The following is a 26,997-nucleotide window of genomic DNA, read 5'->3' as shown; positions in this document are numbered from 1 at the left end:
GTGAGAATTCCGTGTGAGGTGGTAGCGTGCGTTACTCGTCGGGGCGAATCCGTGCCAGTCGCATCGCGTTGCCCGTCACGCCGAGTGTCATCCCGGCGTCGCCAGCGAGCACCGCCAGCGCGACACTGACGTATCCGAACGGAACACCGACGGCGAGAATCGCCTTGATGGCGAGCGACGCCCAGATGTTCTGCCGGATGACGCGGTTCGCCTGGTGAGAGAGTTCGTAGAGATACGGCAGTTTGGAGATATCGTCGGCCATGAGTGCGATATCGGCCGTCTCCAGTGCGGTGTCGGTGCCGGCGGCACCCATCGCGATGCCGACTGTCGCAGTTGCCAGCGCCGGCGCGTCGTTGATGCCGTCGCCGACCATCGCCACCGACTCGTACTCGTCGAGTAAGCCCTCGACTGCGGTGACCTTGTCCTCCGGGAGGAGTCCCGCCCGGAAGTCGTCGACGCCGACCTGTTCGGCGATTGCGCGCGCTGTCCCCTCGTTGTCGCCGGTGAGCATGACCACCGAGAGGCCGAACGACTGGAGTCGTTCGACAGTCGCTCTCGCGTCGGCGCGAACCTCGTCTGCGACGGCGACGATACCTTCGAGTTCGTCTTCCGTCCCGACGAGGACGACTGTCTTCCCTTCGGCCTGCAATCGCGGAATCGTGTCTTCGACGAGGTTGAGACACCCCTGCCTGTCGCAGAGCGTCTGCACGTCCGCCGAGAGCGTGTCGCCGGGGTCGGTGATGTGGACGTGGTCGAGGTGGAAGTCGAGTTCCTCGAAGAGGCCGGGTTTGCCGGCGTAGTGGGGGACACCGTCGAGGTTCGCCCGGACACCCTTCCCGGTGATACTCTCGAATCCGGCGACGTCGCGGGAGTCGAGTTCGTTGTCGTCCGCGTGCGCGACGATGGCCTCACCAATCGGATGTTCGCTCCGCATTTCGAGGCCACGAGCACAGCGGAGGACGTCGTCTTCCGTGTTTCCATTCAGTGGCACCACGTCGGTGACGGTGAGTTCGCCTTTGGTCAACGTCCCCGTCTTGTCGATGGCGATAGCCTCGACGGCACCCATCGCTTCGAGGTGGGTGCCGCCCTTGATGAGGACGCCGTTTCGGGCCGCCGAGGTGATGCCGGAGACGACGGAGACGGGCGTCGAGATGACGAACGCACACGGGCACGCGAGGACGAGCATGGTGATACCGTAGACGAACCACGTCACCCAGTCTAATCCGAAGACGAGTGGGGGAATCGTGGCGACACCGAGCGCGACGACGACCATAAACGGCGTGTAGTACCCCGAGAACCGCTCGACGAACTGCTCGCGTTCGGTCTTGTTCGCCTGTGCGTCTTCGACCATCGAGACGATGCGCGAGAGGGTGTCGTCGCCCGCGGCGGAGTCGACACGGACTTCCAGATAGCCCGCTTCGTTGACCGTCCCGGCGTACACTTCGTCACCTTCTGCTTTGTCCACGGGGACGGACTCACCGGTAATCGGGGCCTGGTTGACGGCACTCTCGCCGTCGAGCACTGTCCCGTCGACGGGAATCTTCTCCCCCGGTTTGACGACGACGACGTCACCGATTTCGACTGCTTCCACCGGAACGACCTGTTCGGTGCCGTCGCGGCGAACCGTCGCCTCGTCGGGCGAGAGGTCCATCAGTTCTCGAAGCGAGTTCCGTGTCTGGTCCATCGAGTAGCGTTCGAGGAGTTCGGAGACGCTAAAGAGGAACGCGAGCGTCGCCGCCTCGAAGTAGAGACTCGTCGGCGGCGAGATGAGACTGGCCGTGACGGCGCTGATAATCGCCGTCGACATCAGCAAGTCGATGTCGAGACTCCGGTTTCGGGCGGAGTAGTAGCCGTTCCGGAGGATTTCCTGTCCGCCGACGGCGGCACCGACGAGATAGAACATCTCGGGGAGAGTTATCGAGACGCCGAGGAGTGTCGCGACGACGAGTTCGATGCCGAAGACCCACTCGGTAGCGATGCCTGCGGCGAGAAACGCACCACTGACCCACGTCTTGAGCGCGCGTGTACTCCGCCAGACACTCGTCCGGTCGGTGTCGGTGTCCGCGTCGTCGAGTTCGTCGGCGTCGGTTCCGGTGACTTCGTAGCCGGCGTTTTCCACCGCCGTGACGACGTCGTTCGGGTCTGTATCGGCCGTAATCGTGACGATAGCAGTTCCCGTCGTCGGGCGAGTGTCGTATTCGAGGACGCCCGGGACGGTGTCGAGTGCGTTTTCCACCTTCCCCGCACAGGATGGACAGTCCATATCCGGGACGGTGAGCGTGACAGTCCGGACGCTCGGTTCGTCGTCGACGGCGTATCCGGCACCTTCGATACTGGACTTGATATCGCCGAGGTTCGTCCTGTCGGGGTCGTAATCCACGACGAGACGGCCCGTCGTCACCTGCGGGTCGATGTCGCCGATACCGTCGAGACGGCGAACGCTCGACTCGACTTTCCCGGCGCAGGACGGGCAGTCCATCTCTGGGACGCCGAACTCGGCCCGACTCCGTGCGTTCACAGCGGTCGGACCGTCACCTGACGGTGTCTCGGCCGCTGTATCGACGTCGCAGGCGTCACCGCACCCGCAATCGTCAGACTGAGAGTCCGCGGACGCGCCCACCGGTTCGTCCTGGGTGCGCCCCTCGTGTTCGGTCATTACCGGCACTAGCCAGCGGTGAGTTAATAATCCATCTGTTACGAAAGGGCCGATTGTTATTCTACTTTAATAAAAAGTGCTTGCTAGATTAATACTCACTAGAGGAACGGCGGCGCGGCAGTCGGGAGTGAAACCAGCCACAGGCTGAGAATCGTGTAGAGAATCATCACGGCGACGAAGGCGAACTGGCTCCGAACGGCCTGCATCCGACTGGGGAACGTCGCGTACGCCTGTGAGTGTGCGACCCAGACGGCCAGCAGGTGACCGACCAGAACGAACGCGACGTTGAGGCCGCCGAACCACGACGGGAGTGTGAGGACGACGGGATTCGCGGGGGGCGAAAGCGGCGACGACAGCGCCCCGACCAGCATGGGCGACAGCGACACGAAGAAGCCGAAGTAGTGCGCGAGGTGGTAGCCCGCGGCGATTGCGAGCAGTGACGGCGCGAACGTGACGGCGAGTGCCCGCGGCGACTCGAACGTCGCGATGCGTCGGGCCGTCACCCGAGCAGCGAGGAGATAGAGGCCGAGGAACGCGGCGAACCCGCCGAGATAGACGACGGCGTAGACGAGGAGTGGCGGGAGTCCAGCCTCGACGAGCGTCCTGATAGACGTCGCCCCCGGTTGTGTCGTGACGAACCCACTGAACGTGAGTTCCCACACGAGGACGACGGCGATAGCGACGTCGGCGACGTCAGCAATCTGGTCGTCGGTGACGAGTCGCATCCCCGGCAGGCGAACCGAGAGGCCGTCGTCGGAGACGCGAATCGGGGCGACACGGCCGTAGAAGTGGAGGAACACGGAGACTGGGTCGATACGGTCGAACCAGACGTCGACACCGACTGCGATTGCGCCCACGACGGTGACCAGAGAATAGACGACGATAGCGGTTGCCAGTATCGACGGTTGCCGCGTGACGCCGACGGCCGTCTCCACCCACACGAGGACGAGGATGCCGGCGACGGCAGGCCACCGCCCGAACCGGTCGGGGTACTCGACGAACCCGTTCGGGAAGAGACTCGCGACTGTCCGCCACGGGTTGAGCGCGCGCCACGTATCCGTCACGAGGTAGGTGAACATCGTGTATCCCGCGCGAAGGCCAGCGAAGGTGACGATGATAGCGAAACTGACCGTCGGAATCTGCGGGCCGGTGTAGCCGAGATAGACGAGCAAGACGAGGAGGACGACACCGAGGAGGCGGCCTGCGATTCCGAGGCCGCGTGTGAACGTCCCAGTGACCGCAACCGACCGTCGCCATCTGTGAACCTGGTCGATGAATCGTCGGTCGGTGACGAAACTCGCGAGGAGGGCGGACGCACCCACCGTCGCGCCGCCGGTTGCGAGGTAGAGCCATCGAGGGACGGCGAGGTTGTCCTGTGATGCGCCTGCGAGTCCGACGGCAGCGTTACTCGCGGCGACAGGGTCTGACAGCAGTGCGAACAGACTCGCGAGGAGGACGCCGAAACCAACACGGCGGAGATGTGATGGGGGAGTCATGAGGCAAAGAGGATGAACAGGATGAGGAACCCGAAGTACAGTGCGACGAGGACGCCGAGTGCTCGAATACGGAACGACTTCAGTTGGGCTTCTTCCTCGTAGTACGCCTCGCGATACGCTTCGACTTCGGCGGCGTCCAAATCGTCGGGGTGGCGTGCGCCCCCGTGGAGCACCAGCAGGCGCTCTGTGGGGTACGCCTCACCGCATCGCTGGCAGACGTGTCGGTCCTGTGCTGCGTCGATATCCGTGCTCATCCGTCGACTGTTCGAAGTTCGGCAGTGGCGGTTCCTGAACGTTTCTGTTGAGCGGTCTTCACGGGTCGGCCAGCGAATCACCCCGTCGTCACCCGAACGACGTCGCCTCGTCAGACCTCGAACTGCATCGGGTCGAACGAGAGGAACGCCGTTTCGTACCCGTCGTGCCGGGCGACCTGTGGGGGAACGTCCACAGTGAGCGTCACTGTATCACCCGATTCGAGCGACTGAACGCCGACGCCGTAGTGGTATCCAACGTCAGAGTCGAGCGTGCGCCGAAGTCTGTCGCCATCGAGGAGCGTCGACCCATCTCGTTCGACAGTTCCACGAATCCCCATCATCGGCAAGACGAACTCGTTGTGTGGCGTCCGCGCGACGACACCGAGGTACGACGCTTCGGCGTCGAATCGGGACCCGTCGTCGACGAGGAAGGCGTCGAAGCGGGCGTCACCGCTCGTCTGTCGGCCGAGATGTCTCCCGGGGAGGGAGTCGATTTCGGGAGCCTTGCCCGTGGGCATCCCCATCATCTGCATCGCCGGAACCGCACCGCGGGTTCCCGCCTCGTCACCGAGGCGCTTCAGTTCCACGTCGTAGAGTTCGTCCGTCTCGAACGTGAAGTCGAACACCGCCGTCTCGGCCGTCTCGAACCGACCCGCGAACGACCCCGTCCGGTGGAGCGACGTGCCCCCCACCGTCACCCGTGCCCGGTAGTCGCCCTCGCCGTCGAGTGCGTAGTTCGACCCGTAGTGCATCCCCATCTGTTGGGACAGCATGGGGTAGGCGACTTCCTCGCTGACGAGGGACCCATCTCGGAGAATCTCGATAGAGACGCCCGCGTCGAACGGGAGCACAGTCCCCGTCTCCGTGTCCCACAGCGACGCCATCAAGTGCAGCGAGTCGTCCGCCTCGACGACCGTCTTCTGTAACTCCGTCCCTGCGACAGACCAGAATCTGTGGGGGTAGGAGTACGACAGTGCGACGCCGTACGGGCCGACAGTCGTCTTTCCGTACATCTTCATCCCTTCGGTGAGTGCGGGGAGGTACACCGCGTCGGGCCGGTTTTCGACGAGCGGGGGGTCGCGCCACGCAGACTGCTGTTCGAATCCGCCGAGACACCCTGCAGTCGCTGTGAGCGCGCCAATTCCGAGGGTCTTGAGTGCGTCGCGTCGTCTCATGAAGCGTTCCACTCCGACCACGTCGGCGTCGGAGTGTGTCGTCGGGAGTTACGGTCGGAGAGCAATGTCGGTTCCGCTTCTACACCCGCTTTCGAGGCGAGTATCTCTCATTGTCAACTCGTGGTATTACGCACCACGTTTAATTGTACAGTTGGGCATTACTCCGTGAATGAACGATTCGTTACCAGATACTTACAACGGCCGGGCAATCGCAACTGCATACCTCGGTTTCGGGTCGTTTGGTATCCTCGGTGGCGAACTCGCCCTCGCTTTCGTCTTCGGGACGCCAGTCGCGTCGGCGCTCGCAATCGCGAAAGGTCTCTTTTTCGTCGTCGTCTCGAGCGCGTTCGTCGGTCTGCTCGTCAATCGGAAGAACCGGCGAATCGAAGCACAACAGGCGTCCGTTCGGGCCTCCTTGCGGCAACTGGAGAACGTCGTTTCGGCGTCACCGGTCCCGATACTCGCAGTGACGCCCGACGAACGGGTGACACGGTGGAACGAAGCGGCGACGGACATCTTCGGGTGGTCGAAAGCCGAGGTGTTGGGCAAACCCCTTCCGACGGTGTCGACGGACCGCCAAATCGAAATCAAGCGGTTACTCCGTCAGTCGATTAGCGAAGGCGGCATCTCGAACGTCGAGGTGGAACTGAAGAACCGAGAGGGAGAGGTGCGCGAGTTTCTCCTCTCGACAGCACTGATTCGCGACGAATCGGGAGCAGTCTCAGAACTGGTGGGCGTCCTCGTCGATACGACAGAACAGAAACAGCGAGAACGCCGTCTCCGCGAGTACGAGATGGCTATCGACCAGGCGGGTCACGCGATATACCTCACGACGAAAACCGGGGAGATAACCTACGTCAACCCGGCGTTCGAACAGATTACTGGCTACTCTCGGAGCGAGGCAATCGGCGCGACACCCAAGATTCTCAATTCCGGTGAGATGGACACGTCCTACTACGAGGACCTGTGGACCGCGATTCAGTCCGGAGAGACGTGGCAGGAGCGAATCGTCGACCAGCGAAAGGGCGGCGAACTATACACGGCGATTCAGACGATAGCGCCGATTCACCAGGACGACGAGATACAGGGTTTCGTCGCCATCCAGTCGGATATCACCGATTCCGAGGTGGTGAGACAACGCCTCGGCGTCCTGAATCGGATGTTCCGTCACAACCTCAGAAACCGGATGAACGTCATCGGTGGGTACGCACAGATGGTTCGAGACGAGACGGACGACGAAGGCATCTACGCCGACGCGGAAAATATCGTCACGGCGTCGAAGGAACTCGTCGCACTCTCGAAAAAAGCACAGACTGTCGCAGAGGTCCTCGAAGGGGACGGGACGACGAAAGAACTGTCCGAGATTATCGAATATTCGACGACGAAGGTGAGTGCGTCGTACCCAGATTCGAGGGTCGTCGTCGACGTCCCCGCTGATATCAGTGCGCGCGTCGATAGTCGCGTCAGCGTCGCCGTCTGCGAGTTGCTGACGAACGCCCTCGAACACGGTGGCGAAACCGTCCACGTCGACGTGTCCAGAAGTCCACGAGACGAGGGACGAGTCGTCGTCAGAGTCAGTGACGACGGCCCCGGACTCCCCGAAGGCGAGTGGTTGGCTATCGAACGAGGGCGGGAGACACCGCTCGAACACGGCACGGGAATGGGCTTGTGGTTGATTTACTGGGTCGTGACGAAGGCTGGTGGAAGCACCAGACTGGACGAGACACCCCTCGGTGGTGCGTCGATAGAAATCGAACTGCCAGTCGAGGGGGCCGCGAAGGCGACACGGTGCGACACCGACCCGGTAGGCGCCAACCGCAGCACGAAAACTTAGGAGCGTCACTCACGTCGTCAGAGACGAATGACCGACAACCGAGACGGGAGTCCGGAGTCTACATTCGGTGCACTCGGGAGTGAACTCCGCCTCGATATCCTCCAAATTCTGGAATCTGCTGCACGGGAGACGGCGTCTCGACTGACCTTTTCGGACCTCTACGAACGACTCGACATCGAGAGTACGTCGCAGTTGTCGTACCACCTCGGACGACTCGACGGCGTGTTCGTCCAGAAGTTCGGTGACAAGTACGGACTGACGCAGGCGGGCGAGCGTGTCGTTCGAGCAGTCTACGCCGGGACCTATACGGAACACCCGTCGTTCGACCCGACACCGATAGACGGGACGTGTCCACACTGCGAACACACCGCGTTGCGCGCCGCGTTCGAAGAACCGTTCTTGTCCGTCACCTGCCGAGAGTGCGGCGAGACGGTTGCGAAGTACGACCTTCCACCATCGCAGGCAGTCGGCCGGACGCCCGAAGAAATTCTTCAGTCGTGTGACCGTCGCGTCTACCACGAACTGGGGATGGCTCTCGACGGAACGTGCCCGACGTGTGGCGGAATCGTGGACGCATCGAGTCGACAGCGGACGTCTCCACGCACCGAAGAGTACGTCGTCACAGCGACCTGTCGGCGGTGTTTCAATCAGGTGTACGCACCCGTCGAACTCTGTGTGTTCTACCACCCAGCACTCGTCGCCGCGTACTGGTCTGACGAACGTGACGCGACGAACGTCCGGCCATGGAACGTCTACTCCTACACGGCCGAGTGGGTGGTTACGACTGTGTCCGATAATCCATTCGAAGCACACGTCGAGACGGACGTCATCGACGAGAGGTTCGTCGTAACCATCGTCGACGGAGCCGTGACAATCGATATCGAGTGACGTGTTCGCTCAAAGGAATTTGAGTTGTGTCTCTGACAATATGTAAAATATTAGATACTTATTTCTACTCTCCCACCAATCTCTCTGTATGGCCCCCTCCATCACCGATTGGATTCGCCGGCATCGAATCGCCTCGTTCTTCCTCCTCACGTACGCCATCTCGTGGAGTATCGAAGGCGCGGTGACTCTCGCCGGGATGGAACCCTCGTGGACGACGTGGTTCTTCGATGGGTTCCTGAGTCCTCTCTCACCCGGTGTCGCCGCCGCTATCGTTCTCACGGTGAGTGGTGAGTCCGTCCGGGGATGGTTGCGGGACATCCTCAAATTCCGGGTCCACCCGAAGTGGTACGCTCTGGGTATCGGCATCCCGTTTCTCATCACCTACGCTGCGGGCATCGCTTCGTGGGCACTCGGTGGCCCCGTCGACTGGAGTACCTTCGAGTTCGACCCGATTTCTATCGTCATCGGCATCGTCCTCGGGACGCTCATCGGCGGCGGCCAAGAGGAGTTGGGGTGGCGTGGGTTCGCCCAACCAGAGTTACAGGACCGATACGGCGCGTTCCGGGCCGCAGTCATCGTCGGACTGCTCTGGGGTGGATGGCACCTCCCGCAGTTCATCTTCCCCGACGGGATGCGTGCCGATTGGCCACTCGTGTTGACCGCCTCGTACTTCGTCGGCATCGTCGCGTTCTCCATCCTGCTGGCGTGGGTGTACAACGGGTCGGGCGGGAGTGCGTTCCTCGCGATGGTCATGCACGGGACGGACAACTCGACGCAGGGGCGCGTGCCACTCGACGTCGACGCCGTCATCGTCGGTGATATCGTCAACTGGGAGTCGCTCGTGTCGATGTACGTCTCACACGCAGTCATCACGTGGGCCGTCGTCGCCATCGTCATCGCAGTCGTCGGGATTCGTCTCTCGGCCGGACAGCGGAGACCCGACAGTTCCGCACCCCAACTAGAGGACTGACACACGTGGAACCCCACAGACCGACGCCGACCATCGACCACCCGAACGACGCACAGCGTCTCCGCGACCATCTCGAAGCGACACGTCAGCAGTTCGAGTCGCTCCCCGACGTCGTCGGCGTGACGCTCAACGGTGGTCTCTCGCGCGGATACGGAGACGAACTGTCAGAAATCGACCTCACCCTCTATCTCTCGGCAGACGGTTACGAAACGTGGACGAGTGGTCGAGCGCCGGTACCCATCGGCATCACCGTCGTCGACGACCAACTGTACGACATCGAGATAGAACGAATCGACACGTTCGAATCTGAGACGTGGTCGGACACCGAGCAGTGGGACCGCTCGTACGCCGAGATTCTGTACGACCCAGAGGGGCGACTCGCCGCCGCCTTCGACGACCACCTCGAACCCCCGCCGGGACTCGACCACGCCGAGGGTCTGCTCTTCGACTGCTGGTGGCACTTCAGACTCACGACAGCGTGCTGGATACGACGCGGCGACGCCCTCCAGGCACATTACGTCCTCGACAACGCCATCGGGCCACTGGTCGAGTCGTTGTTCGCCGTCAACGAGGAGTATCTCCCCCACGAGAAGTGGCTCGTCAATCTGAGTCGGTCGCTCGACTGGCGGCCCGACGACTGGGGGACGCGACTCCAATCTGCGATGTCGACTGGGGACGGGTCGATGGAGACAGTTCACGAGCGTCGGGGCGTCATCGCCGCTCTCTGGGACGACATCGACCGATACGCACGTGACCAATCTGACGACGGACTTCCCGTTCGGTGGATGCAACGCACGTTCTATCGCGCCCTCTCACACCTCGTCGAAGCAGAGCGCATCCCACTCGAGGCGTGGGACGAAGCCTACGGAAGTCGACTCCTCTCGATGGACCCCTTCGCCGCAGTCGCCACCGTCGAAGCCGAGACGGTGACGCTCGACGCCACGGCACTCGCCGACCTGACTGCAGACGACGTCTACGAATGGCACTATCAGGTCGTCGAAGCGGTCAGGGCGTGAGTTCAGTTCTGGTCGTCCGCCACGGCCATCCGTTCACGAACGGCTGACAGCGCGCTCGTCGGGTCGCTCGATACGTCGAACGACTCGGCAGTTCCGTCTGCCAGCACGACGCGCAAGTGGCCGTCTTCGTACGCTACCGAAGAGAGGTGCGCGTACTCGTAGCGTTGTCCGTCGTCACCGACCGAAACGTACCGATGAGCGAGACTGACCGTGGTGTCGTCGTGGACGACGAGGGCGTCGGGGGCGACGACGAACGTCGTCAACTCGTACTCCCGTGCCGGTGAGACCAACAGCAGTGCCCGACCCTCGGTAGGTATCGAAGACACCTCGCTGTCGTCGCCGTCTGCACCGACCACGTCGAGGACGGCAGTTTGGGCTTGTTCGATACCGGCGTCGAGGACTGCTTCGTACTGTTGGTCGACGTACCAGATACCGAGTCCCGCGAGTGCGCTCCCGCCGACGATGATGCCGACTCCTTCGAGGAGGTCACCGAACTCGACGATGAGATAGACGCCGAGGAACAGCGCGCCGGCGACAATCCAAAGCCACTGCCATCCCGCCGCCCACAGGGGCTGAAAGACGTCCGCTTCGAGGGACTCCCTACGCCCCACGAACCTGCCCTCCGCCGCGCTGTCGTGCAATCATCTGTGAGAGAGTTCGCCCGTCTCGCACTTGGGGCTTCCCCCTTCGTTGGCCGGGGGGTCCGCGTCCTTCGCTTCCTTCGCTTCCTTCGCTTCCTTCGCTTCCTTCGAGTCCTTCGCTTCCTTCGCTTCCTTCGAGTCCTTCGCTTCCTTCGAGTCCTTCGAGTCCTTCGAGTCCTTCCCGTCGTTCCCGTCGCCGGCGTCAGACTTCGAGGAGTTCGACCAGATTGCCCTCCGGGTCGCGGAGGAAGACGATTCGCGTCCCACTCGACGTCGTCTGGGGGTCGCTCAGCGTCTCGACGTCCGACGGCAGGTCGGCGACGACTGCGTCGACGTCGTCCACCGAGAGGCCGAGGTGTGTCGCACCGGGTTGGTCGAGCGTCGCGTTCGAGCGAGTATCGCCTTCCGGGTCGTACTCGACGAGTTCGATGCGGACGTCACCCCCGTCGAGGTGGGCAAAGCGGCCAGTCGCGTGCTCGACTCCGACTGCCGTCGAGAACGCCTCACCACTCACTTCGAACCGGTCTGCGAGCGACAAACCGAGGGTGTCGCGATAGAATGCGACTGCAGAATCGAGGTCACTGACCGTGATACCGACGTGGTGCGCACTGAGTGAAGACATACTGTCGTCGCCGGTGTCGAGACGCAAAGACGCTTCGTTCGACGCAACGTCAGACCGTGTCTCCTTTACTCTCTCACCCATCGAGATAGGGTATGAGCGAGACACTCGTCGAATCGCTGCCGCCGACGGCCGTCACCCAATCGTTCGTCGACGAACTCGAAGCACAGGAGGCCGTCCAGCAGGCGATTGCCGTCCGAGGATACCACCTCGAACGAGACGGTGAGACGATTCCGCACGCGTACCAACTCGTCGTCAACATCCGTGGGAAGTACATCCTCGGCCTCCACCTCACGAACGGTGAGTGGCGCATCGTCTTCGACACGCGCGACCACCCCGAACTCGCACAGCAAGGTGCCCGCGCGGGCTACAAAGCGGTCCACGACGCCCTCTACGAGCGCGCACCCTCCGACGCGGAGATCGACTTCGAGGCGACGCCCGAATTCTGGCACGCCCCGCAGTAGTCGGTCACACGCGCAACGACCCACCGTCAGTGCACGCTTATCTCCTCACTCGTCGATTCTGTTGTGTGGATCAACTCACAACCTCGATAGACATAGACGCACCCAGCGAGACTGTCTGGCAGGTTCTCACGGACTTCGATAGCTACCACGAGTGGAACGACTACACACGTATCGACGGCGACCCAGTCGTCGGCACGACGCTCGCCGTCTCACCCGGACCGAAAGCCGGCCGAGTACCAACGTTCAAACCGACGGTGCTGCAGGCCGACGGCAGTGAACTTCGATGGCTCGGCCACCTCCTCGTACCCGGCCTCTTCGACGGTGAACACCGATTCGTCGTCGAGGAGCTCGACGAGGGCCGGTCCCGTCTCACTCAGTCGGAGACGTTCTCTGGCGTCCTCGTCGGACTCGTCAACCGACTCATGGGCGACAGCACCAGGCGAAACTTCGAACTCGTGAACGAAGCGATGAAAACCCGCGCCGAGACGTTGGCGTCCGGGGAGGCAGCGACAGTAACAGACGCCGAAGAGACAGAAGCGTAACGCAGTCGTTCGGACGCGAACCGACCGGTGCAGACAACACCACCGTGTCCGCAGTAACTACGGGTGATATCTTCCGTCGTGAGCGTCATATGTCGTGTCGGTTTCGTACAGGTACACATCTGGTACTATCCTCTAAAGTCCCGAATTCGGCCGTTAGAGCACGCTTAACCCGGTTTAAACCAACGGAATAGACCCGTTATTCAACTTGAAATTAAATATAGACAGAACATACGGTCTGCTAACAGGAACTGGCACGAGAAGCCGCTCGAAGTCCCGTATGTGGGGGCGCGATGTGGGCTCCGAGACCGGTCCTGGCTTAGAACAATGGATATCAAGAAATTCCTCAGCGAATCACGCGCAGTCTCGCCAGTCATTGGCGTCATCCTGATGGTCGCCATCACAGTCATCCTCGCAGCCGTCATCGGCACCTTCGTCCTCGGCCTGGGCGACCAGGTCGGCGACAACGCGCCACAGGCGAGTTTCAGCTTCGACTACGACAACTCTGTGGCAGGTTCAGAAACGTTGACCATTACCCACGAAAGCGGTGATGCAATCCCCGCTTCGCAAGTCACTGTCGTCGCTGACAGCGGTGCGATGGGTACTGATTGGCCCGATGACCAGATCAACGCAGGCGAATCCTACGTCCTGAACGGTGCACAATCGAACGGCGACACTGTCCGCGTCATCTGGACCTCGGACAACGGCGACTCGGCCACCCTCCAGAAGTGGACCTACAACGCCTGAACCTGAACCGCTGACGACAACCGGCCCCCCATAGGTCATTCACTCCCTCCTCGCTATTTTGACTCCCGAGCGACTGCTCTAGTACGCTTCGTCGCCCTTGGCACCTGACATCGAACAATACATATCAACTAGACTTTATCTGTCTGGAGAACGTCAAGGTATCCTATAGGTACCGTGTACAGACACTGAAACCGGGATTCAGGGAGTCCTCGTTTCACTGGGGTCGGCCGGTTTACCTAGGAGAAACACAATGGACATCAAGAAATTCCTCACAGAGTCGCGCGCAGTCTCGCCGGTCATCGGCGTCATCCTCATGGTCGCTATCACAGTCATCCTCGCCGCCGTCATCGGGACGTTCGTGCTGGGACTGGGTGACCAAGTCAGCGAGACGGCACCACAGGCGAGTTTCAGCTTCGAGTACACGAACGAATCCGCAACAGGGACACCAGACGAACTCGCCATCGCTCTCGAAAGTGGTGACTCCATCGACGAGAGTGTGCTCTCCGTTAGCAGTAACATCAAATTCAGAGCAGACACTGGTGCTGCTGCAGGGGCAACCCCACTGAACACCCACAAGTTCGCTAACTTCACCGGTATTTCAGCGGGTGACGACATCACCGCAGGCACTAGTATCACCGCCTACAGCGACGATGCGACCGGTGACCTCGGTGCTGGCACCTTCCGTATCGTCTGGACCTCTGAATCCGGGTCGTCGTCCGCCACGCTCCAGAAGTGGAGTGGCCCACGCGCCTAAATTCACACCGACCTTCCAACCCCCATTTTAGAGAACCCGACACGACAGTGCCAGCCTCGTTCTACAGTCTTGCACATCGAGAACAAACTTATCCGGTGGCACTCCGTACGTCCTCGTAAAGACCACCATGTCCACTCCCGACACCGCCCCAGTCGTCACCTACCTGCGTGAGCATCGCGAGGAGGTGTCTGACCTCGCGCTCACGCTCGTCGGCCACGACACGCAGAACCCGCCGGGGGACACACGCGACGTCGTCTCGTGGGTCGAATCGTTCTTCTCTGACCTCGGCATCGAGACAGCACGCGTCGTCTCGGACCCCACCAAGCCGAATCTCGTCGCGACACTCCCCGGAGCGACAGACCGAACACTCGTCCTCCAGGGGCACCTCGATACGGTCCCGTTCGATGCAGACGAGTGGTCGTCCGACCCGCTCGGTGAACGCGTCGGCGACCGAATCTACGGCCGGGGAGCCACCGACATGAAGGGTGCTGTGGCGTCGATGCTCGCCGTGGCGAAAGCCTACGTCGAGACGGACACCGTGCCGGCGGCAACGCTCGTCTTCGCGTTCGTGAGCGACGAGGAAGTCGCGGGCGAGGCGGGCCTCCCGACACTCCTCGACCAGTACCCACTCGACGCCGACGCGTGTGTCATCGGCGAGACGACCTGTGAGAACGGCAGGCACTCGGTGACGGTGGCCGACAAAGGGAGTATCTGGTTGACCCTCCAAGCGGCCGGGAAGTCCGCCCACGGGTCACGGCCGATGCTCGGAACGAACGCGATTCGCAGCCTCTGCAACGCGGTGGACGACATCGAAGCGACGCTCCGCGAGATACAGTTCGACTTCGGCCCCGTCGTGCAGGCAATCGTCGACGAATCAGTCGCGTACTACGAACCGGTCTTCGGAACCGAGGAGTCCCACGAGTTGTTCGAACTGCCGTCGGTCAATCTCGGCGTCGTCTCGGGCGGTGACCGGGTCAACGTCGTCCCCGACGTCGCGGAGGCCCACCTCGATATTCGTCTGACGGCGGGCGTCGACACCGAACAGGTTCTCGACACCGTCCGTGCCGTCGTCGCCGGTCACACCGACGTGGAAATCGGCGACGTGAGTTGGTCTCTCGGGACGTACGAGGACCCCGATGGACCCCTCGTCAACGCCGTCGCAGACGTCGCCAGCGAGGTGACGGGGACGCGGGTGTACCGCCGGAGTGCGACGGGTGGTGGCGACGCGAAGCGACTCCGAAACACCGGGATTCCGACGGTCGAATTTGGCCTCGGAACCGACACGGTCCACGCAGTAGACGAATTCACGACGGAAGACGCACTCGTGGACAACGCCGAAGTGTACGCTCGACTCCCGGCCGAACTCGTAACCCACCTCGACACCGGAACGGCGACGTTCGATTCCACAGATGTGGGAATTTTAAGCACTATTATCCCGCCGAAGACCGAACTGTCGGACGACTCTCGATGACTCCCGATGACCTTCGCGCGTCTATCCCCGCACTCGACGAATCCGTCTATCTGAACACCGGCGCACACGGTCCGAGTCCACAACGGGTCGTCGACAGGGCGACACAGTTTCTCGAATACCACGAGTACGACTCACCTGCCGCGGACGGACCGTATCCGACTGCCTTCGACGCCTACGAGGAGGTCCGCGAGGACGTCGCCGCGTTCCTCGGTGCGGAGACAGACGAAATCGCACTGACACAGAGCACGACAGACGGTATCAATCGCATCGGCACCACGCTGGACTGGGAACCCGGTGACGTCGTCGTCAGAACGGACCTCGAACATCCGGCCGGTATCCTCCCGTGGCGACGTCTCGAACGCGACGGTGTCGAAGTTCGCGTCGTCGAAAGCGAAGACGGGCGACTCGACGTGGACCAGTACGCCGAGGCAGTCTCCGGTGCCGACCTCGTCTGTTTCAGTGCCGTCACGTGGAACTACGGAACGCGACTCCCGGTCCGCGAACTCACCGACATCGCGCGCGACGCTGGCGCGCTTTCGGTGGTCGATGCCGTCCAGGCTATCGGTCAGTTCCCCGTCGACGTCCACGAGTGGGGCGCAGACGTCGTCGCCGGCGCGGGCCACAAGTGGCTTCTCGGCCCGTGGGGTGCAGGCTTTCTCTACGCCGAACGCGACGTGGCCGAATCACTCCAGCCCCACGCAGTCGGCTATCGCGGCGTGAGAGAACCGACGAGCGACACGATGGAGTTCGAACCCGGAGCCAAGCGCTTCGAAATCGGAACCACGAGTCCTGCACCACACGTCGCGCTCCGCGAGGCACTCCAGGTTGCAGACGAAATCGGCCTCGAACGGACGGAGCGACACATCGCGGACCTGACTACTCGATTCGTCGACGAGATTCCCGACGAGCGACTCGTGAGTCCCCCCGAACCGGAGTCCGGGTTGGTCTCCTTCCGCGTCGACGACCCCGAGGACACCGTCGAGCGACTCGCAGACGACGGTATCGTCGTCAGAACGATACCGGAACCGAACGCAGTCCGCGCCTCGTTCCACACGTTCAACGACGAGTCGGACGTAGACACACTCCTCGCGGGACTCGAAGACAACTGGTGGCAGGGGCGGCAGGGTGACCAGCGGTAACGTTCACCGCGTCCGCGAACGTTCTTAACGGAAGACGCAGAAACCGTGCGTATGCACCCCACGGCGCAGGCGTTCACCGAGCAGATTCACGAGACGTACGGGTTCGACGCGGCAGTCGAGGAGTTTCCCGAAGGAACGAAGACTGCCGCCGATGCGGCGGCGGCAATCGGTTGTGACGTGGCACAAATCGTCAAGAGCATCGTGATGCGCGTCGGTGACGAGACAGTCGTCGTCCTCACGAGTGGGGCAAACCGAGTCGACGAAGCGAAGTTAGCGGCCGAATTCGACGCCGACCCGGCGTCCGTGCGCAGCGCCAACGCCACGGAGGTGAAGGACGCAACCGGATGGAGCATCGGCGGCGTCCCACCGACGTGCCACGACACGGACTGCGTCGTACTGTCGGACCCGACGTTCGAGACGTTCGACGAGATATGGGCCGCCGCAGGGACGCCAGAAGCGGTGTTCAGACTCACCCCCGACGACCTACACACCCTCGCAGACCCACGCGTCGTAGACGTGTTCGAGTGACCGCTGTCCCCCGATTCCGACACCACTATGTCCGCTGTTCGAGTCGAGCCCCGAGACGCCACCGACGGCGGTGATTGGAACTCGACACCACAGCGACAGCGATGGTAGAAACCCGACGCCGCATCAACTGGGTTCGGTCGATGATGGGGGCGCTGGTTACTCGCCTGCGCCGCCGAACGCTGTGAGGAACGCGTCGACTCCGTCGAGGTCGACGTGCGGCGCGGATTCAGTCGCACCTCCGGACGGTGTCGCCTCTTTCAGTCCCGTGCCAGTCAACACGACGGCGACGTCGGCAGTCGCGTCCAGAACACCGCGTTCGACCAACTGTTTGGTCCCTGCGAGCGCCGTCGCAGACGCGGGTTCGACAGAGATGCCAGCCTCGACTGCCAACGCGCGTCGGGCGTTCAGAATCGCGTCGTCGTCGACGGCGACGACACCGCCGCCAGTGTCGCGGGCGGCACGGAGTGCGCGTGTGCCACTCGGCGGGTCGGCGTTCGCGATGGAGTAGGCGATGGTCTCGCCAGCGTCGACTCGTGTCACAGCGTCAGCGCCCGATTGATACGCCTCGGCGATTGGAGCACAGGCCGACGCCTGAACGAAGTAGAGTTCGGGAACCTCGGCAATCGCGCCACAGGCGTCGAGTTCGCGGAGTGCTTTCCACGCACCACTCGCGTGACCACCGCTACTGACGGGCATCACGAGTGCGTCCGGAACCTCGGGCGCGAACGCCTCACAGATTTCGAGCGTCGTGGTCTTTTGCCCCGCTACTCGCAACGGGACGTCGGAGTTGAGAAACACGATACCGTGGTCTGGTCCTCGTCGGACCGTCAGGTCGTAGAGGCGGCCGTAGTCACCCGCTACTGTGACGACAGACGGGTCGAACTGGGCGATGACGTCGAGTCGTTCGGGTGGGATGTCGTCGGGGACGAACACCGCACAGGGGATATCCGTCGCGGCGGCGAACGCGGCGGTACTCATCGCCATGTTCCCGTGCGAGACGGTGCCGACGGCCGCGACGTCGCCAACGAGTCCTGCGTCGACGGCGGCGACACCGAGCGCACTCCCCCGGTCTTTGAAGCTCCCAGTCGGGTGTTCGCCTTCGAGTTTGAGATGGACGTTCGTCCCCGCGAAGGCGTCTACTCGCGTCCCAGAAACGAGGGGCGTGCCACCGGCGGCGGTGGCGAGTCCGTCGGGTCGTTCGACCGGTAAGAGTGGACTGTATCGCCACATCCCCGGGTCGTCGGTGGTATCGTCCCAGTCGAACGGTCCGTCGTGGATGTCGAGCCACAACGGTTCGCCACACTGACATCGGGCAACGGGGGCCGTCGTGTGCGACCCGCAGTCGTAACAGACGCGTCGGAGAGACATTCGAGTGTACTCGTCCTACGAGAAGTTCGTCGAAAACACTTCGGATGCGTGGACACGGACCAGTCGTCCCGGTACCCGTTACTCGCCGAGTGGCGACCCGGATTGGTCCAGTAATTCGACACCGGTGACGTCGAACTTCGCGCCACCCGATTCGCTCTCGGTGATTGCGACGGACCACGAGTGTGCATCAGCGACTCGTTTGACGATGGGGAGACCGAATCCGGTTCCATCGTCGTTCGTCGAGTAGCCTCTCTCGAAGACGGTGAGTCGGTCTTCTTCGGGGACGCCAACGCCGTCGTCTGCGACGTAGAACCCGTCTTCGAGCAACCCGACAGTGACCGTAAGGTGATCGTCGTTGTGCTCGTACGCATTCCGGTACAGGTTCGCGAACAGCTTTTGGAGACGACTGGAATCGGCCATGAGGAAGACGTCTCGGGGCAGTTCGACGGCGAGTTCGGCGTCACCAGTCTCGACGAGGTCCCACGAGCGTGATGCGATGCTACCGAGTGAGACCAGGTCGACATTGAGATTCGAGTACTCCTGCTTCGCGAACGAGAGCAGGTCCTCTATCAACGAATTCATTCGCTCCAACGCGTCTTCGGTCGTCTGGAGATACTCGTCGGACTGGGTCTCACGGCCGAGTTCGAGGTTTCCGCGGGCGACGTTCAACGGATTTCGAAGGTCGTGAGAGATTATCGCCGCCATCTGTTCGAGTTCGTCGCGCTCGCTCAGTTCCTGTGCGAGTCGTCGGTTTCGGAGGAGGGATTTGAGTCGCGGACCGAGTTCTTCGAGCAGTATCGGAACCGTGATTATCTCGTCGACCAGTTCGAGAACCGACGTGTCGAGTTGGTCGACGTCGGTTCGAGCGACGAGGAGATACGGTAAGAACACCGGTTCTTCAGCGTGTTTGTGGGCGACGAGCGTCCGGCGATGAGTCTTCAGAGAGCCTTCGTCGAGGATACAGAGGTCGAACGACCCGTCGTCGAGCGTGTCAGTAGACGTCGAGACGTCGTAATACGGGGTCAACTTCTTCGAGAGAATCTCCCGGTTTCGGTCGTGAGAGAACAAGAGCAAGAGACGCATATCGTCGGTCGGGTGCTCGTGTTCAGTTTCCCACGACTGTGCGCGGGATGAATTGTGAGACATCGTTGTTCGTGGTGCTGTATTCAGTTTGGTCACTCATCTGACGACGTCTGTGTGGACGCCGTCGTCTCTGGTGACCCCGAGAGGATACCTCGAAGGTCGGTCATCGGAGACCCGACGACCAACCCCTCGTCAGTTATCTCGAACTTTCGGAGCGTCCGTTCGAACTGCGTCGTCCGCTTTTTTAACACGCCGATGACTTTCTCCAGCGTGCCGTCCAACTCGACGTGTTGGAGGAAGACGATGTTGTCTGCGAGATAACTCACCCCGGAGTTGGTCGCACTGAACTCCCCGGTGACGTGTTGGTGTTCGTCTACGAAGATGACGGTGACCCCCATGTTCTTGAGATACCGCCCGAGTGCGTGGAGTTTCTTGATAAGCGCATCTTTGCCACCTTGGACGGAGAGCTGGAACCCGTTGATACCGTCTATCATCACGAGTTCCGCCCCGTGTTCTTCGACTTGGGTTCGGACGTGATGGGCGAACTCCTGTGGGGAGAGGTGAAGCGGTTCCATCTCTCGAATGTGGAGCGACCCACTCTCTGCCATCTCCGTAATCGGAACCCCTATCGACTCGTTTCGTTCCCGGAACGTGAAGTAGCTCTCTTCGAACAGGTAGAGGACAGAATGTTCACCACGTTCTGCTGCGGACTTGATGAACTGCGTCCCGAGCGTGGTCTTCCCGACGCCAGTCGGGCCACTGATGACACTCACCGTGCCTCGTTCGAGGCCGCCGTTCAGCAGGTCGTCGATTTCGGAGACACCAGAGGGAATCGACTCAGAAGCGAACGTTCGAGAGTACTCTAACGGTTTCAACTCGGGGTAGACGACGGCACCTTCGTCAGTTATCGAAATGGCGTGTGTCCCCGTCTCCGTATCTGACCCACGGAACTTCGGCACGTCGATTGTCGGACCCATCTCCGCGGTGGCCAGTTCGATAGTACCGTCGCTCAAGAACTGCAAGTCGTCGTCGGGAGTATCGGACGTATTCTGAGACGTGAACAACACGGTTGCGCCCTGCGACGTGAGATACTCCATGAACCCAATCGCCTGTTTTCTGAACTGGTGGGTGTCGGTGGTCAGAAAGCGTAACTGCGTAATCGGGTCGACGAAGACGCGGTCCGGTTCAAGGTCGGTTATCGCGTCGGTTACGGAGTCTGTGAACGGTTCTTTCTCGACGTCGCTCGACGCGAAGATGTCGTACGACAGGTCGTCGGCGAAGACGTTGGCAGACGGACTCAAGTCGAGGAAATCGACACCTGAAAGGTCGATACCGAGCGAGGCAGCGTTCTGCCTGACGTCGGACTCGGACTCTTCGAGATTGATGAAGAGGACCGTCTCGCCGCGTTCGACGCCTTCCTTCAGGAAGTGTGCCCCGAGTATCGTCTTTCCAGTTCCGGGAGGCCCCCGAACGAGATAGCTCCGACCAGTTATCAACCCGCCGTGGAGAATCGAATCGAGTCCGTCGACACCTGTCGAGATTCGAGACGGTTCTACGTCGGGTGTCATCGAGTACTCCGTTTTAACTGGTACAGTGACACTTTTTTCTCGTCAAGAGTGAGAGAAGGCCCGCCGAAACGTGAGAGGTCGCGCCGAGAAGGTATCGCAGACAGACAGTCGGCGAGAAACCTGAGAATCATTCTTCTAAAGAGGTTCGAGTGAACTTATAAACCCACCGCCGGCCCAACATATTTAGGGTGATTCTTTGATAAATTTGGCACATATTCGAACGGGGCGTAGTTTGTATAGAAATGCCGTCAATTGGAAACGCACACTCTACGAAACAGAGGGAAACACAGCAACAGCTCGTCTGCACACTCCAAAACAGACCTACGACGCTTCCGCGCGCCCACCGTAGTCACTGAGAGTGCGAGGCCAAGGGTTCTGTGAGAATTTGTCCGAACGGACTATCATCCCGTTCGAGAGAAGTCGTCTATTGGATGTGGCCTTCGCGACGGAGCTGGTCCGCGTCTTCGCCGGTGTAGCGCCACTCGATGTTCGCTTTTTCGTCCTGCCAGTCCCACGGTTCCACGAGAACGACGTCGCCCTCGTTGATCCACGTCCGGTACTTCATTCGACCGGGAATCCGGCCCATACGGTTCTTCCCGTCTTCACAGCGGATTCGTACGTGGTTCCCACCGTTGTGCTCAGTGACGACCGCGAACAGTTCGTTATCGTTGGGCATTCGAAGGTTTCGACGCCCTTGGTTTTCGCTCACACCTATACTCAGAGGCCAAGACGGATAACTCATAGGATGTACAAGTTACCATGCACCACGGGCGTTGGACAACCCCAGGAAGTCCTGCGTCAGACACCATCTCGTCCGCAGTAATCGCTGCCTTCACACTCTCAAATTGCTGATTCGAACAACATCTTCAGTCCCATCGACTCTGCAATCGAATCGAGTACACCGGCGAGTGGTAGTCACGGTTCCGACGAGTCGACTCACCACCGAGCGCGTTCCTCGCGAGTCCCGAGATACGCAATCGGTGGGTGGGCGAAGACCTTACCCCACGACATCCGCCCCACGTCGATACGTCCCACGACGATAGCGAACGTCGTCGACACCGGATACGAGAACCCCTCCGAGGCGTGAGAACAACACCATCGCGTCCGCCGTTCTACACCACTGTGTCCGGCGTTCTATGACACCACCGTGTCCGACGTTCTGTGGTATCACCCACACGTATTCTTGTTCGAATCCAGCATTACCAGCGGTAGCTACCGCACCGATTACAGATAGGTCCGAAACAGAGTTTTCGGGTGTGAGCGGTCCCTCAGCGTTCGTGCGACGACGATTACTGCGGACATTGTGGTGTTCGTCTTCGGGAGTGTACAGGAAGACCAGAACGCGGGAGGAGGGCCATTTCAGTGAAGCAGTCCGTCTTCAGGTAGCTGTCGACCCACCGGGTTCGAAGGGTCGATAGAGCATCGCCGGCGTCACGTCGAACTCCACTGTGTCCGGAGTAATCAGGAGGGACTAGTCGTGTACAGGGTATTCAACCCCGTGTTACTGTTCGACGAAGTCGTCGAGAGTGCTCGCACGGTCACCGTCGAGGTACGGTTCGACCGTCTCGTGAACACCGACTAGGTCGATCGTATCACGCATCGCCGAGACGATGAGTCCGACGTCCATATCGAGGGCGTACTCCCGGTACGTCCCACCTCGGCGGCCCTCGTTGCGCTCGGTGACAGAGACGATGCCGAGCATCGCGAGTTCGCTCAGGTGGTCACGCATCCGACGTGGGACGAGTGGGTCACGGTTCGCGAGTTCGGCAAAGCGGGTGTATCGCGGCCGAACATCTCGCGAACGAGTCGGTGTCTCACCCTCTAGCTCGAGGGTCAAAAGAGAGTAGAGGACGAGATGGCCGTGTTCTGTGAGTCCGTTGATGCCCTCTTTGATTCGTCCCCGTTCGAGCGCCCGTCGACCACGCTTGACGTGTTCTTCGGTGATACAGTCGGTGTCGTCGTCGCGAGCCAAATCACCGGCCTTCATCAGTAAGTCGATAGACTGCCGCGCGTCACCGGCGTCCTTCGCCCCGTATGCTGCACAGAGCGGGATGACTTCGTCGGAGAGGACGCCGTCGCGGAACGCGACTTTCGCCCGTTGTTCGAGAATCGCCTGTAGGTTCTTCGCGTTGTACGCGGGGAAGTGAATCTCCTGTTCACACAGGGAGCTTTTGACTTTCGGAGAGAGGTCGTCGCGGAACGAGAAATCGTTCGAGATACCGATGAGACCCACTTTGGCCTCGTCCAAGTTTCCATTCGCGCGTGCGCGCGGAAGTTGGTACAGGATACTGTCGTCGTTGACGTGGTCGATTTCGTCGAGGACGACGATGATGGACCCGCCCGTGTTGTCGAGTTCCTGCCAGAGCATCTCGTAGACTGAGCCGAGTGGGTAGCCCGTCGTGCTAATCTGGTTCGGTTCCGACCGGAACTCGTTGACGAGACGAGTCGCAATTTGATACGAACTCGTGAGTCCGTCGCAGTTCAAGAACACGACGGTAAGGTCGATATCGTCGTATCGACTCGCGTCTTCGCGGAGGTGACTGAGAAGGTATCGTGACGCTGCTGTCTTCCCGACGCCAGTCTTTCCGTAGAGGAAGATGTTGTTCGGTTGCTCACCGTTGATAACGGGTTGAAGCGCCGCCTGGAACGTCCGGAGTTCCTCGTCACGCCCCACGAGTTCCTCGGGTTGGTAATCCTCACGAAGAGCATCCCGGTCCCGATAGATTTCGGTATCTCGCTCGAAGAGGGGCATACTCCTAGGTATCGACCACTTTGATTATAAAACCACGGTGTCCGGAGTGTCCGCTGTTCCAGTTGTTTATATAGTTTGCCGGGAACACACCCCCTCCACTATGTCCGCTGTTCTCCGAATCGAACGTGTGGAGCGTTCGTTGTGGTTGGTTTGAATATTGGAAAGATTTATAATAATAGAAGTTAAACCAAATCCGTAATAGAGATAAACTAGGCGTTGTGTTAGGTGAATCTGTCTAGGCTCGCAGCGACTCGACTCCAGTTGGCCACGAGATCCCGACTTCGAGGGAACTCCGTCATCCTCTGACCACCGTTTCCGAGGGGGGCCCCTTCTTCTTTCACCGAGAACAGCGGACACAGTGGTGTGAGTGTTCCTTCGAACTCCGCCAAATAGCCGGGAATATTTACTGTTTCTATTCTCTAACTATCTATACTCACTGAATTTCGAGACTCTCAGGCGCTATCTACCGATAGAACAGCGGACATGATGGTGTGTCGTTCGAGAGTCTACAGTCAGTGAGACGAGCACACGGTCGGTCGTTTCTCCCTGACCGTTCGCCTCCCCTCTCGATGGAGACGGGGATTCACCTCTCTCGAGAACCTTCTGCGATAGTTCTTCTCTGTGTTCGTTCTCTCCATTTTCTGTGTTCGTTCTCTCCCTTTCTCTATGCTTGTTCTCACCTCTTGTCTGCACTCGCAATCGTCGTGAATCCCGAGGGCAATCTGTTCGAGGAAACTTCACCCGTGTAGTGGTCACTCCGGGTTGTCCTCGACTGGATTGATTTCGACGTCGACGCATCCCTCGTTTACGAAACTCCGGGCATCCACGTATTTTGCCTTCTCAGGAACTCAACGACGCGATTACTGCGGACAAATTGGTGTTGGGTTCCTCCGTCGTAGAGTGCCAACTTCGAAGCGAGGTCGCCAACACCATCTCGTAACTCGCCGCGTTCGAAAACACCTCCTGCTTGTTTGTCGTACCGCACCCGAACGAGAATCAACACCACCGTGTCCGCTGTTCTAGCGTCTCGGAGGACTTGCCCACCATCCTTCCGAACCGCCAAACGCGACTGGTCGAATGCCCGACCGGTGTTAGTCGAGTGATTCTCGCTCTTCTCGTCTCTCGACGACCACGTCCGCAATCTCGTCTACGTACGTGGCAGCGACGTGGATGAGTGCGTCGTGGAACTCTCGGCCGGTCAGGTCGCGGATGTCGTGTTCTCGTCGGAGTACTGATTCGACTTCGAACTCGGCGTCGTCCAGCCGTTCGAGCGTCTCTTCTCTCACGTAGATACTCTTCGCCGTCGTCGCCTCGAACTCGAACGCTGGCCCGTTTTCTCCGTCTTCCACCTTGCTCTCGTCACCTGCTCCATCTCTTCTGTCACCCGTCCCTTCTTCTTCGTCACTTGTCCCATCCTCTTCGTCTCCTGTCCCTCCCCCTTCGTTTTCTTTCTCATCCGCTCCTGCTTCCGCTCCGACTTCCGCTTCCGGCGTTGCTTCAGCTACGGGACGCTCCGACGTCGCGGCGTCATCGTCGTTCTCACCACTCGATTTCGTCTCTCGGTCTTCGGAACCCTGATTTTCGTCGGCCATCGAGACGGCGTCCGCCGATGTGGAATCGACTTCTGTCCCGTCTGCGTCCTGTTCGGCTTCGTCTTGCTGCTCCGCCTCGTCCCTCCGTTCTGAGTCGTCGTTGCTCGGCTCGGATTGCATCGCCTCTCCGAGTCCTGCAAATCGATTCTCCTTAGGCATCGTCGGTTCCTCCTCGTTCGACGATTGCAGCGAGTTCGTCGAGTCGGTCGAGCATATCGTTCGACGGGTCGTACTCTCGGAGCGTCTTTCCGTCACGCCACGCGCGACTGAACGCGATTCGGTGGCGGATTCCTGGCCCTTTGGAGTCGGGGTCGTCGAAGAGGTCTGACCGGGCGAACCCCGGGATGAACTTCTCGAAGGGAGACGCTTCGAGGTCACGGATGATTCGTCGCTCTTCGTTGTTCCCGGTGAGGTCGTTTGGAACGATGGCGACGATATCGAGGTCGACTTCCCGACGAATCGGACCGATCTGTTGTTCGAACATCCGTTCGAACCCGCTGACACTTGGTTCACTCATCAGCAGTGGAACGACGACGTGACCGGTCCCGATGAGCGCGGCGTCCGACAGTGGTCCGAGACTCGGCGGCGAGTCGATGACGATGTAGTCGTACTCGTCGTCGAGGAGCGGGTCGACGATTCGTCGGCGCACCCACAGTACGCCGAACGTCGAGTTTCGCACTCTGTCTTCGATGTCGTCGAGGTCGACGTGTGCTGGAAGGACGTCGAAGTGGTCGCGGGAGTGTATCGTCTCGCGCACGTCGACCGGGTCGTCGTCGGTCAGGACGTCACCGATATTTGGGTCGGCGGATTCGTAGGCCTCCTTCATGCCGACGCCTTCAGTTGCGTTCCCCTGTTGGTCTAAGTCGACGAGGAGGACGTCGTTGTCACGAGCGGCGAGTGCGTCCGCGAGATTGATGGCGATTGTCGTCTTCCCGACGCCACCTTTCTGGAGGGAGACGCTCACTGCACGCGACATCTATCGGACCTCCTGTCCTTTGGAAATTCCACAATTTGTACAAATTGTGGGGTGTGCAAACCGTTCAAACCGCGAACGCCGGGTTGGAATTGTGGACTCTGTGGGCATACGGGCACTCGAACTGAGTTTCCAACTCGTGGTACATAATGCTATCCACGACTTTTAGACAGTCAGAAATGTTGTAGAATTTTGAAATGGGAGAACATTCTACACGCTGTCAACATTCTACAATTTGTACAAATTGTACAATTTGTGGGGTTTGTGGAGTCTGTAGAGTTTGTGCACTCTGTGGAGTTCGTGCAGGCTGTGAAGAGTTTGTGAATTTCGGAGTGTGCGCGCAGTCTCCCCAGTGTAGACCCTCTGGACTGCTGGCGAACTGAGAAGATTGTTCACAGTCGGCAATTGGTGGAGTTCGGACGCAGTTTGGGCACTGCAAACCGCCTGGGGGTCGCCGACTGTGTCGGCAA

Annotated in this window: 26 protein-coding genes; 11 read left to right on the top strand and 15 right to left on the bottom strand. The window is 60.5% G+C overall.

Features of this window, described 5'->3' with window-relative positions; genetic code table 11:
• Positions 1 to 31 precede the first annotated feature (31 nt).
• From ACK3R5_RS18010 to ACK3R5_RS17995, 4 genes are all read right to left on the bottom strand, one after another.
• Positions 32 to 2,656: a heavy metal translocating P-type ATPase gene (locus ACK3R5_RS18010; protein WP_411969055.1), complete on the bottom strand. Its 2,625-nt coding sequence runs from the start codon at positions 2,654 to 2,656 to the stop codon at positions 32 to 34.
• A gap of 98 nt (positions 2,657 to 2,754) precedes the next feature.
• A complete protein-coding gene (locus ACK3R5_RS18005; protein WP_411969054.1) occupies positions 2,755 to 4,152 on the bottom strand; it encodes a hypothetical protein in 1,398 nt (465 codons plus the stop codon).
• The gene (locus ACK3R5_RS18000) at positions 4,149 to 4,406 is read right to left on the bottom strand and encodes a DNA-binding protein (RefSeq protein WP_411966301.1); all 258 of its coding nucleotides are present in this window, start codon (positions 4,404 to 4,406) and stop codon (positions 4,149 to 4,151) included. Before ACK3R5_RS18000 ends, ACK3R5_RS18005 begins: the two co-directional genes overlap by 4 nt.
• Positions 4,407 to 4,516: 110 nt before the next feature.
• Complete coding sequence (locus ACK3R5_RS17995; protein WP_411969053.1) at positions 4,517 to 5,581, bottom strand: iron transporter; 1,065 nt, start codon at positions 5,579 to 5,581, stop codon at positions 4,517 to 4,519.
• 169 nt (positions 5,582 to 5,750) lie between these two features.
• Between ACK3R5_RS17995 and ACK3R5_RS17990 the strand changes: the two genes are divergently transcribed.
• From ACK3R5_RS17990 to ACK3R5_RS17975, 4 genes are all read left to right on the top strand, one after another.
• On the top strand, positions 5,751 to 7,415 hold the full coding sequence (locus tag ACK3R5_RS17990) for a PAS domain S-box protein (protein WP_411969052.1): 1,665 nt from the start codon (positions 5,751 to 5,753) through the stop codon (positions 7,413 to 7,415).
• Positions 7,416 to 7,442: 27 nt separating this feature from the next.
• Positions 7,443 to 8,303, top strand: coding sequence for an ArsR/SmtB family transcription factor (locus ACK3R5_RS17985; RefSeq protein WP_411969051.1), 861 nt, complete (start codon positions 7,443 to 7,445; stop codon positions 8,301 to 8,303).
• A gap of 88 nt (positions 8,304 to 8,391) precedes the next feature.
• Complete coding sequence (locus tag ACK3R5_RS17980) at positions 8,392 to 9,273, top strand: CPBP family intramembrane glutamic endopeptidase (RefSeq protein WP_411969050.1); 882 nt, start codon at positions 8,392 to 8,394, stop codon at positions 9,271 to 9,273.
• Positions 9,274 to 9,278: 5 nt separating this feature from the next.
• Positions 9,279 to 10,289 carry a hypothetical protein gene (locus ACK3R5_RS17975; protein ID WP_411969049.1) on the top strand — a complete coding sequence of 337 codons (1,011 nt, stop codon included), beginning with the start codon at positions 9,279 to 9,281 and terminating at the stop codon, positions 10,287 to 10,289.
• A gap of 2 nt (positions 10,290 to 10,291) precedes the next feature.
• On the opposite strand, the gene ACK3R5_RS17970 is transcribed toward ACK3R5_RS17975, so the two are convergent.
• From ACK3R5_RS17970 to ACK3R5_RS17960, 3 genes are read right to left on the bottom strand one after another with little or no spacing between them, the layout of a single operon-like run.
• Positions 10,292 to 10,900 (bottom strand): hypothetical protein, encoded by a 609-nt coding sequence (locus ACK3R5_RS17970; RefSeq protein WP_411969048.1) that lies wholly within the window; start codon positions 10,898 to 10,900, stop codon positions 10,292 to 10,294.
• A 30-nt stretch (positions 10,901 to 10,930) separates the two neighbouring features.
• The gene (locus tag ACK3R5_RS17965; protein WP_411969047.1) at positions 10,931 to 11,197 is read right to left on the bottom strand and encodes a hypothetical protein; all 267 of its coding nucleotides are present in this window, start codon (positions 11,195 to 11,197) and stop codon (positions 10,931 to 10,933) included.
• Complete coding sequence (locus tag ACK3R5_RS17960; RefSeq protein ID WP_411966294.1) at positions 11,133 to 11,552, bottom strand: VOC family protein; 420 nt, start codon at positions 11,550 to 11,552, stop codon at positions 11,133 to 11,135. Before ACK3R5_RS17960 ends, ACK3R5_RS17965 begins: the two co-directional genes overlap by 65 nt.
• A gap of 92 nt (positions 11,553 to 11,644) precedes the next feature.
• Here ACK3R5_RS17960 and ACK3R5_RS17955 point away from each other — a divergent pair, with 92 nt between their 5' ends.
• The 7 genes from ACK3R5_RS17955 to ACK3R5_RS17925 all read left to right on the top strand — a co-directional run bounded on the left by ACK3R5_RS17955 (position 11,645) and on the right by ACK3R5_RS17925 (position 17,191).
• Positions 11,645 to 12,013 (top strand): hypothetical protein, encoded by a 369-nt coding sequence (locus ACK3R5_RS17955; protein ID WP_411966293.1) that lies wholly within the window; start codon positions 11,645 to 11,647, stop codon positions 12,011 to 12,013.
• Between the two features lie 65 nt (positions 12,014 to 12,078).
• On the top strand, positions 12,079 to 12,555 hold the full coding sequence (locus tag ACK3R5_RS17950) for an SRPBCC family protein (protein ID WP_411969046.1): 477 nt from the start codon (positions 12,079 to 12,081) through the stop codon (positions 12,553 to 12,555).
• A 324-nt stretch (positions 12,556 to 12,879) separates the two neighbouring features.
• The gene (locus ACK3R5_RS17945) at positions 12,880 to 13,299 is read left to right on the top strand and encodes a type IV pilin (RefSeq protein ID WP_411969045.1); all 420 of its coding nucleotides are present in this window, start codon (positions 12,880 to 12,882) and stop codon (positions 13,297 to 13,299) included.
• Between the two features lie 250 nt (positions 13,300 to 13,549).
• Positions 13,550 to 14,053, top strand: a complete 504-nt coding sequence (locus tag ACK3R5_RS17940; RefSeq protein WP_411969044.1) for a type IV pilin — start codon at positions 13,550 to 13,552, stop codon at positions 14,051 to 14,053.
• A gap of 127 nt (positions 14,054 to 14,180) precedes the next feature.
• Positions 14,181 to 15,524 carry a M20 family metallopeptidase gene (locus ACK3R5_RS17935; protein ID WP_411969043.1) on the top strand — a complete coding sequence of 448 codons (1,344 nt, stop codon included), beginning with the start codon at positions 14,181 to 14,183 and terminating at the stop codon, positions 15,522 to 15,524.
• Entirely contained in the window at positions 15,521 to 16,663 is a 1,143-nt protein-coding gene (locus ACK3R5_RS17930) for an aminotransferase class V-fold PLP-dependent enzyme (protein ID WP_411969042.1), read from the top strand. Before ACK3R5_RS17935 ends, ACK3R5_RS17930 begins: the two co-directional genes overlap by 4 nt.
• Positions 16,664 to 16,714: 51 nt before the next feature.
• Complete coding sequence (locus ACK3R5_RS17925; RefSeq protein WP_411969041.1) at positions 16,715 to 17,191, top strand: YbaK/EbsC family protein; 477 nt, start codon at positions 16,715 to 16,717, stop codon at positions 17,189 to 17,191.
• Positions 17,192 to 17,347: 156 nt separating this feature from the next.
• On the opposite strand, the gene ACK3R5_RS17920 is transcribed toward ACK3R5_RS17925, so the two are convergent.
• From ACK3R5_RS17920 to ACK3R5_RS17885, 8 genes are all read right to left on the bottom strand, one after another.
• Positions 17,348 to 18,559: a threonine synthase gene (locus ACK3R5_RS17920; protein WP_411969040.1), complete on the bottom strand. Its 1,212-nt coding sequence runs from the start codon at positions 18,557 to 18,559 to the stop codon at positions 17,348 to 17,350.
• A gap of 78 nt (positions 18,560 to 18,637) precedes the next feature.
• A complete protein-coding gene (locus ACK3R5_RS17915) occupies positions 18,638 to 19,705 on the bottom strand; it encodes a sensor histidine kinase (protein ID WP_411969039.1) in 1,068 nt (355 codons plus the stop codon).
• 29 nt (positions 19,706 to 19,734) lie between these two features.
• Entirely contained in the window at positions 19,735 to 21,210 is a 1,476-nt protein-coding gene (locus ACK3R5_RS17910) for an ATPase domain-containing protein (RefSeq protein WP_411969038.1), read from the bottom strand.
• A gap of 424 nt (positions 21,211 to 21,634) precedes the next feature.
• Complete coding sequence (gene eif1A / locus ACK3R5_RS17905) at positions 21,635 to 21,919, bottom strand: translation initiation factor eIF-1A (RefSeq protein WP_013035036.1); 285 nt, start codon at positions 21,917 to 21,919, stop codon at positions 21,635 to 21,637.
• 227 nt (positions 21,920 to 22,146) lie between these two features.
• Positions 22,147 to 22,269 carry a hypothetical protein gene (locus ACK3R5_RS17900; RefSeq protein WP_411969037.1) on the bottom strand — a complete coding sequence of 41 codons (123 nt, stop codon included), beginning with the start codon at positions 22,267 to 22,269 and terminating at the stop codon, positions 22,147 to 22,149.
• 442 nt (positions 22,270 to 22,711) lie between these two features.
• Positions 22,712 to 23,962, bottom strand: a complete 1,251-nt coding sequence (locus ACK3R5_RS17895) for an orc1/cdc6 family replication initiation protein (RefSeq protein ID WP_411969036.1) — start codon at positions 23,960 to 23,962, stop codon at positions 22,712 to 22,714.
• 1,091 nt (positions 23,963 to 25,053) lie between these two features.
• Positions 25,054 to 25,713, bottom strand: a complete 660-nt coding sequence (locus ACK3R5_RS17890; protein ID WP_411969035.1) for a hypothetical protein — start codon at positions 25,711 to 25,713, stop codon at positions 25,054 to 25,056.
• Positions 25,706 to 26,530 carry a ParA family protein gene (locus ACK3R5_RS17885; protein WP_411966281.1) on the bottom strand — a complete coding sequence of 275 codons (825 nt, stop codon included), beginning with the start codon at positions 26,528 to 26,530 and terminating at the stop codon, positions 25,706 to 25,708. The genes ACK3R5_RS17890 and ACK3R5_RS17885 overlap by 8 nt, the downstream gene beginning before the upstream one ends.
• Positions 26,531 to 26,997 lie beyond the last annotated feature (467 nt).

The sequence above is a fragment of the Haloferax sp. YSSS75 genome, from assembly GCF_046764215.1.
Lineage (GTDB): Archaea > Halobacteriota > Halobacteria > Halobacteriales > Haloferacaceae > Haloferax.
The sequence above is the reverse complement of the archived record's forward strand: the minus strand, read 5'-3'. Positions and strand labels throughout refer to the sequence as shown.

Excerpts from the sequence above, each read along its gene's own strand:
- ACK3R5_RS17890 (WP_411969035.1), bottom strand. The coding sequence starts at position 25,713 with ATGCCTAAGGAGAATCGATTTGCAGGACTCGGAGAGGCGATGCAATCC.
- ACK3R5_RS17910 (WP_411969038.1), bottom strand. The coding sequence starts at position 21,210 with ATGACACCCGACGTAGAACCGTCTCGAATCTCGACAGGTGTCGACGGA.
- ACK3R5_RS17930 (WP_411969042.1), top strand. The coding sequence starts at position 15,521 with ATGACTCCCGATGACCTTCGCGCGTCTATCCCCGCACTCGACGAATCC.
- ACK3R5_RS17895 (WP_411969036.1), bottom strand. The coding sequence starts at position 23,962 with ATGCCCCTCTTCGAGCGAGATACCGAAATCTATCGGGACCGGGATGCT.
- ACK3R5_RS17945 (WP_411969045.1), top strand. The coding sequence starts at position 12,880 with ATGGATATCAAGAAATTCCTCAGCGAATCACGCGCAGTCTCGCCAGTC.
- ACK3R5_RS17955 (WP_411966293.1), top strand. The coding sequence starts at position 11,645 with ATGAGCGAGACACTCGTCGAATCGCTGCCGCCGACGGCCGTCACCCAA.
- ACK3R5_RS17960 (WP_411966294.1), bottom strand. The coding sequence starts at position 11,552 with ATGTCTTCACTCAGTGCGCACCACGTCGGTATCACGGTCAGTGACCTC.
- ACK3R5_RS17940 (WP_411969044.1), top strand. The coding sequence starts at position 13,550 with ATGGACATCAAGAAATTCCTCACAGAGTCGCGCGCAGTCTCGCCGGTC.
- ACK3R5_RS17935 (WP_411969043.1), top strand. The coding sequence starts at position 14,181 with ATGTCCACTCCCGACACCGCCCCAGTCGTCACCTACCTGCGTGAGCAT.
- ACK3R5_RS17915 (WP_411969039.1), bottom strand. The coding sequence starts at position 19,705 with ATGTCTCACAATTCATCCCGCGCACAGTCGTGGGAAACTGAACACGAG.
- ACK3R5_RS17995 (WP_411969053.1), bottom strand. The coding sequence starts at position 5,581 with ATGAGACGACGCGACGCACTCAAGACCCTCGGAATTGGCGCGCTCACA.
- ACK3R5_RS18000 (WP_411966301.1), bottom strand. The coding sequence starts at position 4,406 with ATGAGCACGGATATCGACGCAGCACAGGACCGACACGTCTGCCAGCGA.
- ACK3R5_RS17990 (WP_411969052.1), top strand. The coding sequence starts at position 5,751 with ATGAACGATTCGTTACCAGATACTTACAACGGCCGGGCAATCGCAACT.
- ACK3R5_RS17885 (WP_411966281.1), bottom strand. The coding sequence starts at position 26,530 with ATGTCGCGTGCAGTGAGCGTCTCCCTCCAGAAAGGTGGCGTCGGGAAG.
- ACK3R5_RS17980 (WP_411969050.1), top strand. The coding sequence starts at position 8,392 with ATGGCCCCCTCCATCACCGATTGGATTCGCCGGCATCGAATCGCCTCG.
- ACK3R5_RS18005 (WP_411969054.1), bottom strand. The coding sequence starts at position 4,152 with ATGACTCCCCCATCACATCTCCGCCGTGTTGGTTTCGGCGTCCTCCTC.
- ACK3R5_RS17985 (WP_411969051.1), top strand. The coding sequence starts at position 7,443 with ATGACCGACAACCGAGACGGGAGTCCGGAGTCTACATTCGGTGCACTC.
- ACK3R5_RS18010 (WP_411969055.1), bottom strand. The coding sequence starts at position 2,656 with ATGACCGAACACGAGGGGCGCACCCAGGACGAACCGGTGGGCGCGTCC.
- ACK3R5_RS17925 (WP_411969041.1), top strand. The coding sequence starts at position 16,715 with ATGCACCCCACGGCGCAGGCGTTCACCGAGCAGATTCACGAGACGTAC.
- ACK3R5_RS17920 (WP_411969040.1), bottom strand. The coding sequence starts at position 18,559 with ATGTCTCTCCGACGCGTCTGTTACGACTGCGGGTCGCACACGACGGCC.